The organism is Amycolatopsis sp. NPDC054798 (genome assembly GCF_053611505.1).
Genome location: NZ_JBSHAM010000030.1, coordinates 55,873 through 67,982, shown reverse-complemented (window position 1 = coordinate 67,982; position 12,110 = coordinate 55,873). Strand labels below are relative to the sequence as shown.

The following is a 12,110-nucleotide window of genomic DNA, read 5'->3' as shown; positions in this document are numbered from 1 at the left end:
TGCGTTTTGGCTTCGTATCGGGGTGCAGGGAGGGGGCTGGCGCTTTCTCTGGTTTTAGGCGTGGATGTACGAGTTTAAAGCCGCACGCCAATCCCTCAGGGGAGTCAGTCCTGCGTCTCGCCACGAGGCGTTGGAGAGCAAAGAATAAGCGGGCCGGGCCGCCGGGCGGGGGAATTCCTCGGTGGTGCAGGGTTTGACCCTCGTGGGGTCAGCGCCGATCTCTTCAAAGATCGCCCGGGCGAATCCGTACCAGGAAGTCTCGCCGCCGCCGGTGCAGTGCAGGACCTTCCCCGCAGGGCCCCGGCCGGAGGCAACAGCCTCGGCCAGCTCCCATATGCCTCGGGCCAGATCGGCCGACCAGGTAGGTGCACCTACCTGGTCGTCCACTACAGACAACTGATCCCGTTCCGACTCCAGCCGCCGGATCGTCTCGACGAAGTTCGCCCCAGTCTTCCCATAAACCCAGCTGGTCCGCACCACCCAAGCCGACGCCCCAGACCCCAGAACCGCGTCCTCGCCAGCAGCCTTAGTCCGCCCATACGCGTTCTTCGGCCCGAGAGCGTCGTCCACCTCATACGGACGATCCCCGTCCCCGGGAAAAACATAATCCGTAGAGATATGAATCAACGGGATCCGCCGCGAAGTACAAGCCGCAGCCAGGACCCGCGGTCCGTCCACATTGACCGCGAAAGCCCGAGCTTCGTCAGTCTCCGCGGCATCAACCGCCGTGTACGCCGCGGCGTTGATCACCACCGGCATCGCACCAGCAGCGGCAGCCCGCTCAGCCAGCTCCCCGACCGCACTGATCACCTGACCAGTAGCCGTGACATCCAGCTCCGCCGACGAAGGCGCGAGCACCTCCGTCTCCGGGCCCGCGGAATTCACCAGGTCCCGGCCGAGCTGACCAGAACCGCCGGGCACGAGCACTGCCAGCCGCACCGGCGCACCTCCTACTACGACAAGGGTTTTCAGGACGTGCCGAGAGCGGCGCGGGCCTTCAGCGGCTCCCACCACGACCGGTTGTCGGCGTACCAGCGCACTGTCTCCGCCAAACCGTCCTCGAACGACACCCGCGGAGCGTAACCGAGTTCACCGCTGATCTTCGCGATGTCGACCGAGTACCGCCGGTCGTGGCCCTTGCGGTCGGCCACGGGTTCGACCATTTCCCAGCCGACGCCGGCCGCCGCGAGGAGGCGTTCGGTCAGTTCCCGGTTGGTCAGCTCGGTGCCGCCGCCGATGTTGTAGATCTCGCCGGGGCGGCCGCCGTCGGCGACCAGCTGGATTCCGTGGCAGTGGTCGTCCACGTGCAGCCAGTCCCGGATGTTCAGGCCATCGCCGTACAGCGGGACCTTCTTGCCGTCCAGCAGGTTCGTCGCGAAAAGCGGGATGACCTTTTCCGGGAACTGGTACGGGCCGTAGTTGTTCGAGCACCGCGTGACGCACACCGGCAAGCCGTGCGTGCGGAAGTACGAGCGCGCGATCAAATCCGACGAAGCCTTCGAGGCCGAGTACGGCGAATTCGGCTCCAGTACGTGGTCTTCCGACCACGAACCGTCCTGGATGGACCCGTACACCTCGTCCGTCGAGACGTGCACGAACTTCCCGACCTGCGCCTCCAGTGCGGCCTGCAGCAACGTCTGCGTGCCGAGCACGTTGGTGAGCACGAAGTCCGCCGAACCGAGGATCGAGCGGTCCACATGGGACTCCGCGGCGAAGTGGACGACCAGGTCGATACCGCGCATCAGCTCGGTGACCTGCTCGGTGTCGCAGATGTCGCCGCGCACGAAGCGCAGCCGCGGGCTGTCGGCGACCGGGGCCAGGTTCGCCTCGTTGCCCGCGTAGGTGAGCTTGTCGAGCACCACGACCTCGGCGTCGGCCAGCGTCGGATACGCCCCCGACAACGCCTGCCGAACATAGTGCGAACCGATGAACCCGGCACCGCCCGTGACCAGGACCCGCATCCTCATCCACCCTTCCGCCCGACCGGGCAATCTCGCCACCAGCCTACGGGTGGCTAACGCCAGAGTCGGTAGAGTTCCGTAAAGCGCGAAACGCGCGGGCATCCTGGGGAGGAACAGTGGCCGAATGGCCGGGGACGCCGCTGCCGGTGCACCGCGGTCGCGGCGTGGTCGTCGTGCTGCGGCGAAGCGGGAAGATCCTGCTGTCCGTCGTGTCCGTGATCGTGCTGGCGCTGACCTGGTACGGCTGGCAGTTCATCGGCGACCCGCAGTCCGGCTTCTCCACCACGGCGATCTTCGGCGAACAGCAGCCGCACGCGAAACCGCTCGACGGGGCCGTCGACATCCTCCTGGTCGGACAGGACAGCCGCACCGACGCGCAGGGCAACCCGCTGCCCCGCGAGGTGCTCGACATGCTGCACGCCGGCGAATCCGACGGCGAGAAGCAGACCGACACGATGATCCTCGTGCACATCCCGCAGAACGGGGAGCGCGCGATCGCCATCTCCTTCCCCCGTGACTCCTACGTCGAAATCACCGGCGGCTTCGGCAAGCACAAGCTGAACAGCGCGTACGTCTACGCCTACAACGACACCGCCAAGTCGCTGCAGGCCAAGGGCAACGCCGACCTCAAGGACGTCGACGAGAAGGCCAAGCTCGCCGGGCGCAAGAACCTCGTCGCGACGCTCGAGAAGTTCATCGGCAAACCAGGCATGATCGACCGCTACGCCGAGGTCAACCTGGCCAGCTTCTACGAGGTCACGAAGGCCATCGGCGGTGTGCAGGTGTGCCTCAAGAACCCGGTGAAGGAAAAGAAGTCGGGCGTCGACCTGCCCGCCGGGAAGCAGACCATCGAGGGCGTGCAGGCGCTCGCGTTCGTCCGGCAGCGCTACGGCCTGCAGAACGGCGACCTCGACCGGATCGGGCGGCAGCAGGCGTTCCTGTCCGGGCTGGCGAGCAAGGTGCTGTCGTCCGAGGTGCTGGCCAACCCGGTGCGGATCGCGCAGCTCATCGAGGCGGTGAAGAAGTCCGTGGTGCTGTCCGCGGGCTGGGACCTGGCCGAGTTCGTGGAGCAGATGCGCGGGCTGACCGGCGGAAACGTCGAATTCCACACCATCCCCACCGAGGGCAACGCGGTCATGGGCGGTGCTGACGTGCTGCGGGTCGACCCGGTGAAGGTCCACGCCGAGATCGACCGGCTGACCTCCGACGGCAGTACGCCGCCCCCCAGCGACGCGCCGCTGCCCGGGGCCGGGCAGATCACCGTCGAACTGTTCGACGGCTCCGGCTCGGGTGCCGCCGACCAGCTGCGGAGTCTGTTGCAGGGCAAGGGTTTCCAGCTCGGCACGAGCACGAAACTGTCCAACCGCGCGACGACCGTGCTGCGCTACCACCCGTCGGACGAGGCCGCCGCCGATCTGGTCCGCCAGGCGCTCGGCAACAGCGCGCAGGCCGAGCCGGACGCCGATGTCGCCGCCGGGCACGTCCGGGTGATCCTCGGCAAGGACGCCCGGAACGCCGCCAGCGCGTCGTCCACCACGTCCTCGGCACCTCCCGCGGCACCGCCCGCGTCTTCCCCGTCCGGGCCGCCTACGGCCAGCTCCTCGAACTCACCCGCACCGCTGATCACGGCGGGCGATGTTCCCTGCGTCAACTAGAGTCGAGTACCCAGCGTGTCGGCGCGCCGCAGGCCGTACGCTGGTGAGCGGGGAGGTAGCCGGGGTGAGCGAAAACCAGGACAAACCGGACCGGACGGCGGATTCCGCCGACAGTCCGGCGGTTTCTGACGCCTCGGACCGGGAATCCAACGGAACCACGGGGCCGAAGCACGCTGCCGCGGAACCGGTCGCCGACGAACCGGCCGAGGACACCGCCACCGACGAAGCCGAGCCGGTTACCGAGGGCGACGCCAGCGCCGACGAAGACTCTTCCGAGTGGAAGCCCTCGCCGCACCCACGCGTCGACCTCCCCCAGCCCTCTCACCCAGCACCGCCGGAGGAATCGCAGCGCCGCTCTGGCCGGGCCACCCGGATCACCCGCCGCGTCGCGATCGGCCTGGTCTCCCTGCTCGCACTGAGCGGCACGGGCTACGCGTACGTCACCAAGGACAAACTGCAGGACAACGTCGCGACCGCCGACGTTCTCACGCCGCGCGCGGGCGAGCCCCCGGCCCCGCCCGCCGACGACGGCGGCACCGACATCCTGCTCGTCGGCAGTGACGCGCGCACTGACCAACAGGGCAACCCGCTCCCGCTGAGCATGCTGAAGTCGTTGCGCACCGAGGACAAGGCCGGGATCAACACCGACACCATCATCCTGCTGCGGATCCCGAAGAACGGCGGCAAGGCGTCCGCGGTCTCGATCCCGCGCGACAGCTGGGTCGACGTGCCGGGCCGTGGCAGAGCGAAGATCAACTCCGCGTACGGCGTCGCCAAGGCACACGCCGAGCAGGAGGAACGCGCGCAGGGCGAGCACGACCAGGCGAAGATCGCGCGCGATTCGGACGCCGCCGGGCGACGGGCGCTGGTCCAGACCGTGCAGGACCTCACCCAAGCGCGGATCGACCACTACGCCGAGGTCAACCTGCTCGGGTTCTACCTGATCACCGAGGCGGTCGGCGGCGTGCCGGTGTGCCTCAACCACGCGACGTCGGACAAGGACTCCGGGGCGAACTTCCGCCGCGGCGTGCAGACGGTGAGCGGCGGCGAAGCGCTGTCCTTCGTGCGCCAGCGCAAGAACCTGCCGAACGGCGACCTCGACCGGATCAAGCGGCAGCAGGCGTTCCTGTCCTCGGCGATGCGCAAGGTGCTGTCCGCGGGCACCCTCACCAATCCGAGCACGCTGAACAGCTTGATGGACGCGGTGCACCGGTCGTTCGTCCTCGACGACAGCCTCGACGTGCTCGAATTCGCCCAGCAGGTCAAGGGCGTCGCGTCCGGCGACCTGACCTTCGCGACGATCCCGGTGATCACCACGAACGGCCGCAGCGAGGACGGGCAGAGCATCGTGGAGGTCGACCCGGCCGCGGTACAGAAGTTCGTGGCGGGACTGGCCGGACGCGGGAGCCCCGGAGGCACCGGGGGCGGCGCGGCGGCAGGAGCGCTGCAGGGCCTGGATTCCGGAATCCCGGGCGTGCCCTGCGTCGACTGACGCCGCGACTAGCCTGGGGAGCATGAGCCTCACCGAGCAGCTGCTGCGTCCGCTCCTGGCCTCGCCGGCGAAACCGCTGATCACGCACTACGACGACCGGCTCGGCAGCCGGGTCGAGCTGTCCGTGGCGACGATGCAGAACTGGGCCGCGAAAACGGCGAACTGGCTGGTCGACGAGTTCGACGTGGAGCCAGGCGACTCCGTCGCGGTGCGGTTGCCCGCGCACTGGCAGACAGCGGGCGTGCTGCTCGGCGCGTGGTGGTGCGGGGCCCGCGTGGTCGCGGAGCCGGACGGCGCGCGGGTGGTGTTCACCAGCCCGGACGAGGAGGTCGACGCCCCGGCCGTCGCGGTGGTGTCGCTCGACCCGATGGGCCGCGGTCTCTCGACGCCACCGTCCGGTGGAGCGCTCGACTACCTCGCCGAGGCCCGGATGTCCGGCGACCAGTTCGTCCCGATGCAGCCGACGCCTGGGGACACCCCGGCGCTCGGTTCCTCCACTGTGGACGAAGTGTGGGCGGAAGCCACTGCCCGGGCGGCAAAACTTGGCCTGACCGCGGCCGACCGGGTGTTGTCCACGATGGACTGGACGGTGCCGGACGGCGTACTGGACGGTCTGCTCGTCCCGCTCGCCGCCAGCGCGCACCTGGTCCAGGTGACGAACGCCGACCCGGCGAAGCTCTCCGCCCGCCGCGAGGCCGAGCGCACCACTGCCGACCTGACCACGTGAGTGCTGACCTCGTTGTCAGCACTCACTGCGAAGATCAGGCCGTCTGCAGCTCGGCCGAACCCTCGCGGCGACGCCGGAACAGCACGTGGTCCAGCGACAGCCGCCCGCCGTTGAAGCCCAGCGCCAGCGCGGTGAGGCCGAGCACCAGCACCAGTTCGTAGCCGCCTTCGCCGGTGAGGCCGTGCGCCGCGTGCACCGAGATCAGCGCGCCGGCCATGTTGATCGCGTAGCCGATGGCGACCACCGGCAGCAGGAAGCCCACGACGAACGCGATCGAACCGAGCAGTTCGAGCACGATCACGAGGAACGCGGCGACGCTCGGCAGCGGGATGCCGATCTGGCTGAACATGTCAGCGGTCGCCCCGACGCCGCTGTCCCATTTCTGCAGGCCGTGGGCGAAGAACACCACCGCGATGCCGATCCGGCCGAGCAGCAGCGCGACGTCCTTGACTCGAGTCAACATGGAGACAGCTCCCGATAGGTGAAAATTCAACTGACCCGGCCCACGGTAGGGCACCGAACACCGCCGCGGGGATGTCAGCGAGTGATCGACAGGAAACCGACAGGCACCGAAAACTCGCTGTACACCGCGGCCGGTGCGGCGCTACCGTGCCGATAACCGCGGGTGTGTGCTGCTCGCGGCCGTGTTCTCTACCTGCGAGGAGCCCCGATGCGCCGACAGTCCGATCGACCCCAGTTCGGCCTGTCCCCCGCATCTGAGGATCTCCGCACGCATGAAAGCACTGACCATCGGCATCCTGGCGCACATCGACGCAGGTAAAACCAGCCTCACCGAACGTCTGCTGTTCGAGACCGGCGTGATCGACCACGCCGGCCGAGTCGACGACGGCGACACCCAGACCGATTCGCTCGAACTCGAACGCCGGCGCGGCATCACCATCAAGTCCGCCGTCGTGGCGGTCAGCACGCCCGGCCACCGGCTCAGCCTCGTGGACACCCCCGGCCACCCGGATTTCATCGCGGAGGTCGAACGCGCCGTCGGCGTGCTCGACGGCGCGGTGCTCGTGGTGTCCGCAGTGGAAGGGGTGCAAGCCCAGACCCGCGTGTTGATGCGCACGCTCGTCCGGCTCGGCATTCCAGTGCTCGTGTTCGTGAACAAGATCGACCGCACCGGTGCTCGCGAAGCCTCATTGCTGGAATCCTTGCGCACCAAGCTTTCCCCGCAATGTGTCGCGATGAGCACAGTCACCGGGATCGGCACCGCGGACGCTCGCCCGACGCCACTTCCCTTCGACGAACGCCTAGCCGACGCACTGGCCGGAGACGACGCCTTCCTGGAGTCCTATGTGGCCGGTACAGCGTCCTCAACGGACTACCGAAAAGCGTTGGTACGTCAGGTCGCCTCCGCCTCGGCGTATCCGGTCTTCTTCGGTTCAGCAGTTACCGGAGCTGGCGTTCGCGACCTCATCGCTGGGGTTTACGAGCTGCTACCGTCCCGCGAACGCCGCGCGGACGGTCCTCTCGACGCCACTGTCTTCAAGATCGAACGCGGCCGTTCCGGCGAGAAGATCGCTTACGTGCGCATGTTTTCCGGCTCTCTGGCGGCGCGCCGACCGGTGACCTTCCGACGTTTCGGCGAGGAGAGCGTCGGCCGCCCGTCCGCCGTGCGAGTTTTCGAACACGGCGCGACCCCGGTGTCCGGCGAGGCTATGGCCGGAGATGTCGCTCGCGTCTGGGGTTTGCCGGAGATCCGGATCGGCGACCGCCTTGGCGAAAACGCCGACCTTTCCCAGGACCGGTTCTTCGCACCGCCGAGCCTGGAAACGCTGGTGTACCCGGTCGATCCAGACCAGACCAGCGCGCTGTACACCGCGCTGACTCGACTGTCCGAACAGGACCCTCTGATCAGCATCCGCCGACAGGACCAAGAAATCACCGTCCGCTTGTACGGCGAAGTGCAGAAGGAAGTAATCCGCACAACGCTCGCCGAAGAGTTCGACATCGCCGCCGAATTCGAGGAATCGCGCCCACTGCTGGTTGAACGTCTACACGGGACTGGACACCGCGTGCGCCACCCCGCCCCAGACGAGCGCGTGTTCTTCTGGGCCACCGTCGGTCTTCGCGTCGAGCCGGGCCTGCCGGGCTCCGGCACCGACTACCGCCTGGAAGTTGAACTCGGTTCGCTGCCGTTGTCTTTCCACAAAGCCGTTGAGGACACCGTGTACGAGGTCCTGCGCGAAGGCTTGCACGGCCGGGAGCTGATCGACTGCGTGGTCACCCTCACCGATACCGCGTTCTATCCGCCGGCCAGCACCGCCGGAGATTTCCGCGGCATGACCCGGCTAGTGCTGCAGGAAGCCCTTCGCCAGGCCGGAACTCGGGTGTACGAACCGGTGCACGCGTTCGAACTCGAAGCACCCGCTTCCGCGCTCAGCGCCGTACTGCGCAAACTCATCGAACTGCGCGCAGTGCCCGGCGAACCAGTAATCACCGGCGATCGGTGCACTGTGGACGGTAATCTCCCGGCCGCTTCCGCGCACGAGCTGGAACAGGCGTTGCCCGCGCTCACCCAAGGCGAGGGCACGTTCGTCGCCAGTTTCGCCGAATACCGGCTCAAGCCGGGTGGCGGCGGGCCACGTCGAGTTCCGTCCAGCCGCCGTGGGCGGACAACAGCGTGAGAACGCGCTCCGCGAGGGCTGAGAACCGGCGCAGGTCCTCGTGGAGCGCCTTCGCGCGGGTGGAGTCGAGCGGGGCGTGGTCGTCCCACCACAGGCAGATGACCGCGCTCGCGCACAACACCAGCGGCTGGACGATGTCCGCGAACTCCGCGGACGGCTCGGCCGTTTCCCGGCACGTGCTCTCGATTTCGTCGCACGCGTCGAGCAGTTCGCGCAACGGGCCCACCGCGCCGGACGGGGTGCCGTCCCACGACGCGGTGGGCCACGCGCGGTCGCTCAGCTCGAGCCACAGCCGCCATCCGGCGACCAGCTCGGCCTCGTCGTGCGGCGTCCAGGTGTCGGGGAGCAGCCAGAACATGTCACCGACTGTGACATCGCGGCTGGAGCCCGCACAACCAAGTCGGCGAAAGTGTTCGCGTTTATACCCCGCGGCGGGGGTATCTCAGCTGATCACCGGGGGCACGAACACGCAGTTGGGTTTTTTCGCGTTCTGCGGGTCGAGCGCGTTGAGCACCTCGCGCTGCGCGATCGGGTCGTAGGTGATGCCGAGGTGGTCGGTGTAGTCGAGCCCGCAGACGTCCTGGAGGACGAGGTTTTTCACGTTGGGCGCGGGCTTGAGGAAGGCGTTGGTGTACGGCGTGACAACGTCGTCGTACCTGGTCTGGATGACCGTGTAGTCGACGCCCGGGACCGTGTCGCCGCCGGCGTTGAGATCTTTGAGGAACGCCGAGCCGGTGGACTGCTCGTTGCAGGCCGGGCAGGGGATGCCGAGGATGTCGCGGGCAGGCGGGATCGCCTGGATGGCGGTCAGCAGACCGAACAGGCTGGTGCCGTAATTGGACGGTGACAGCCCGATCAGCTTGCCGATCTTGCTCGCGCCGCCGAGGTACTTGATCCAGTAGCGCGGGTTCATCCCGCCCTGCGAATGCCCGACAATGTCGAGTTTCGAGGCCCCGGTGGCCTGGAGAATCTTGTCCCCGAAGGTCGCGAGCTGCCCCGCGGTCCCCGCCACCGGCCCCACTGTTTGCAGGAAAGCCCCCGGCGATCCGCCGAAGTTCCCCGCGAACACGCAGTATCCCTCGTCGGCGAGCCGCTGGGACAGATTCGCCCAGTTCTCGTACGCGTTGGCCGTGGTGCCATTGGACAGCAACACCGGGTTCGGATGCTCCGCGGAAGGTTTGCAGTTCCAGTCGTTGGCCCCCGGCGGCGCGATCGTCGGCTGCCCGACCGAGTAGATCGCCGCGGCGATGATGTTCGGCTGCACCGGACCAGTAGGTTCTTTCCCGGTGGAGGCCACCGCAGTGCCGCCGCCAAGCGCGACCACCGTCGCCGCCAGGAGGACCATGCCCCGTCCGAACGCGCGTACGCCCATTCCGTTTCACCTCTCTGTGAACCCGACGCATTGGTTAACGCGGAACACGAGAAAGGGAAACGCGGTTACTAGTTTTTATCGCAGGCTGGCGAGCGTACGGTTCACCGCATCGATCAAGGACGCCCGATTCCCCGGGTAGACACTGATCCGCGCCTCGCCGCCGCGGGTGCTCTGAAAGCTCAACACCCGCCCGCGCCCGCTGAGATCGATCACCGACAGCGGCGAACTGTACCTGCGCTCCCCGCGATCGTCCCGGACCGCGGCGTGCAACTGATGCACCGCGTCCCGGGGAGCCCGCATCAGGTACCGCAGCTCGTCCGCCTCGCCGCCTTCCTCCGCCAGCGGATCCGCCCCGCCGTTGTCGTAGTACTCCCGGCTGACCTGCATCACCCGCACCGCCGCCGGCGGGCATTCCGGCATCGCCATGACCAGACAGGCCGCCAGCTCGTCCGGCCGCACCGGATCGAGCTGCACGAACTCAGCGTCAGCGATCAACCGGACGGCTTCCCGCCCCGTCGCGGCGACGAGAATCGCCCCGTTGTCCTCCTGATGAGTGCCGAAGTCAGTCCACCCGTACACCTCATGCCGGGCGGTGGCGAGCAGCTTGAGCGTGCCCCGCAACGCCTCCGCCGTTTCGCCAAGCTCTTTGAGAAGATCCCGCGTCCGCTTCGCCCGCTCGGCCGCGCCCTCCTCGGTCAGGTACATCGGGATGTCCTCAACCACCACCGGTGCTTTCCCGAGGTTCTCCCCGTGCCAAAGCGCCAAGAACACCGGCCGCGGCATCCGCAACGGCCTGTCGATGATCGTCATCGAGCCCCTCAACCACCAATCGTCGGGGGCGTCGGAGGCAGCCCAGTCCGGGGGTCGAGGGCCCGCTCGCCGTTCTCGTCGACGAGAGAGAACGCGGAGTCGTCCTCGATTCCGTACTTGCGCTGGTGTTCTTTGTCTTCTTCGCCTTTGCCTTTGCCGCCGCCGGCCATGCCGCCCATTCCGGGTGCGCCCTTGGCTCCCGCCGCGCCCTTGCCCGCGGCCGCTCCTGCTGCTGCTCCTGCTGTTCCGCGGGCCCCGCCTTCTTCGCCCGCGCCTACGCCCGCACCTGCCCCTACGCCTGCGCCGCCACCAAGCCGCGCCGCGATCCCTCCACTGCGCCCGCCGGTTCCGGACTCGCCTCCAACGCCGCTGCCGCCACCGCCGAGCGGCCCAAACCCGCTCGGGGTCCAGGTGCTGTTGTTACTACCGCCCCCGGTACCCACGGAGGTCGGTGCCGGAGGGGTCCAATTCGATCCCCCTACGCGATCAACCGACGGCGGTGTCCATCCGGACGTCGAAGTGCCGTCGTGGTCGCCCGGGCGATACCCCGGCGGGTGATATCCCGGCGACACCCCACCCGGCGGCGAGGTGACATTCCCTGTGCCCCCTGGGCCCCCGGAGTGGAACGCTCCCGGCCCACTGACCCCAGGGCCACCAGCACCCGGCCAGCTTCCCGGGCCGCTCCCGACCCCGCCACTGACCCCCGGCCCGCTCCCGGTCCCACCAGAATCCTGCCCCGGCCCGCGATAAGCCTTCTCGTGCGACCCGTTCTTGCCCGTGGCAGGATCGCCACCAGAGTCGATCTTGAGATTCTGCCCGTCGAATCCGGAAACCTGACCGTAATTGCTGTTCAGCCCCTGGCCGTTGGTCTTGGCCTGATCCGCATACTTCTGATATCGCTCAACGTTGTGATTAGCGGCAGCGTTGTACTCGTTGATCTGCTTCTCGGTGTCGGTGTCCCAAGGAGTCCCCTGGTCCCAGAGATTTTTGTGCGGAGGCACCGGAGGCATCGCCTGCAACGCGATCTTCATGTCGTTATAGCCGTGCGTGGTGTCGACCAGCTTCTGTCCATTGACCACGTACGCCTGTGCTGAGGTAGAAGACGCATCGGACAATGGTCTTAACCGCGCCCGAGCCGCATCAGCGCCGTCGCCGGTCCAGACAGATTCCAGCATCGTGGTGATCTGCTGCGCATCGTCGCTGTTCTGATTGTGTTCCTGGATCATCTTCTGAACCGTAGAACTACCGCTATCCCACGATGAGGTGCCAGGCCCTTGCTGAACCTGCTGCACAATCGCCGGAGCCGGAAGGGCCTGATCACCGAGGTTTCCGTGGTAGAAATCGGAAAACCACCCGCCGGCGTCCTTGAGCCGGTCGTTGACCCAGTGATCCGCGTCGTCGATCCGGTCGCCGATCCACTTGGCGCCTTCGCCGATGAAGTCGAAGAACCCCAT

General features: G+C 67.6%; 11 protein-coding genes. 4 read left to right on the top strand and 7 right to left on the bottom strand.

The features are described from left to right. Positions 1–54: 54 nt before the first annotated feature. Entirely contained in the window at positions 55–939 is an 885-nt protein-coding gene (rfbD, locus tag ACWGIC_RS20185; RefSeq protein WP_452077466.1) for a dTDP-4-dehydrorhamnose reductase, read from the bottom strand. A gap of 29 nt (positions 940–968) precedes the next feature. After that, the gene (gene rfbB / locus ACWGIC_RS20180) at positions 969–1,961 is read right to left on the bottom strand and encodes a dTDP-glucose 4,6-dehydratase (protein ID WP_452077465.1); all 993 of its coding nucleotides are present in this window, start codon (positions 1,959–1,961) and stop codon (positions 969–971) included. Between the two features lie 116 nt (positions 1,962–2,077). Between rfbB and ACWGIC_RS20175 the strand changes: the two genes are divergently transcribed. The 3 genes from ACWGIC_RS20175 (at position 2,078) to ACWGIC_RS20165 (ending at position 5,835) form a co-directional block, all read left to right on the top strand. Further along, positions 2,078–3,616 carry an LCP family protein gene (locus ACWGIC_RS20175; protein ID WP_452077464.1) on the top strand — a complete coding sequence of 513 codons (1,539 nt, stop codon included), beginning with the start codon at positions 2,078–2,080 and terminating at the stop codon, positions 3,614–3,616. Between the two features lie 64 nt (positions 3,617–3,680). Continuing rightward, a complete protein-coding gene (locus ACWGIC_RS20170; protein WP_452077463.1) occupies positions 3,681–5,108 on the top strand; it encodes an LCP family glycopolymer transferase in 1,428 nt (475 codons plus the stop codon). A 22-nt stretch (positions 5,109–5,130) separates the two neighbouring features. Further along, positions 5,131–5,835, top strand: a complete 705-nt coding sequence (locus ACWGIC_RS20165) for a TIGR03089 family protein (RefSeq protein WP_452077462.1) — start codon at positions 5,131–5,133, stop codon at positions 5,833–5,835. A 34-nt stretch (positions 5,836–5,869) separates the two neighbouring features. On the opposite strand, the gene ACWGIC_RS20160 is transcribed toward ACWGIC_RS20165, so the two are convergent. After that, entirely contained in the window at positions 5,870–6,298 is a 429-nt protein-coding gene (locus tag ACWGIC_RS20160; protein WP_452077461.1) for a DoxX family protein, read from the bottom strand. 271 nt (positions 6,299–6,569) lie between these two features. On the opposite strand from ACWGIC_RS20160, the gene ACWGIC_RS20155 reads away from it, so the two are divergent. Then, positions 6,570–8,474, top strand: coding sequence for a GTP-binding protein (locus tag ACWGIC_RS20155; RefSeq protein WP_452077460.1), 1,905 nt, complete (start codon positions 6,570–6,572; stop codon positions 8,472–8,474). On the opposite strand, the gene ACWGIC_RS20150 is transcribed toward ACWGIC_RS20155, so the two are convergent. From ACWGIC_RS20150 to ACWGIC_RS20135, 4 genes are all read right to left on the bottom strand, one after another. Further along, entirely contained in the window at positions 8,410–8,832 is a 423-nt protein-coding gene (locus ACWGIC_RS20150) for a hypothetical protein (RefSeq protein WP_452077459.1), read from the bottom strand. The two genes, ACWGIC_RS20155 and ACWGIC_RS20150, sit on opposite strands and share 65 nt — an antisense overlap. 84 nt (positions 8,833–8,916) lie before the next feature. Then, on the bottom strand, positions 8,917–9,846 hold the full coding sequence (locus tag ACWGIC_RS20145) for an esterase/lipase family protein (protein ID WP_452077458.1): 930 nt from the start codon (positions 9,844–9,846) through the stop codon (positions 8,917–8,919). A gap of 75 nt (positions 9,847–9,921) precedes the next feature. Continuing rightward, entirely contained in the window at positions 9,922–10,656 is a 735-nt protein-coding gene (locus ACWGIC_RS20140; protein WP_452077457.1) for an ESX secretion-associated protein EspG, read from the bottom strand. A gap of 8 nt (positions 10,657–10,664) precedes the next feature. After that, a complete protein-coding gene (locus ACWGIC_RS20135; protein ID WP_452077456.1) occupies positions 10,665–12,110 on the bottom strand; it encodes a hypothetical protein in 1,446 nt (481 codons plus the stop codon).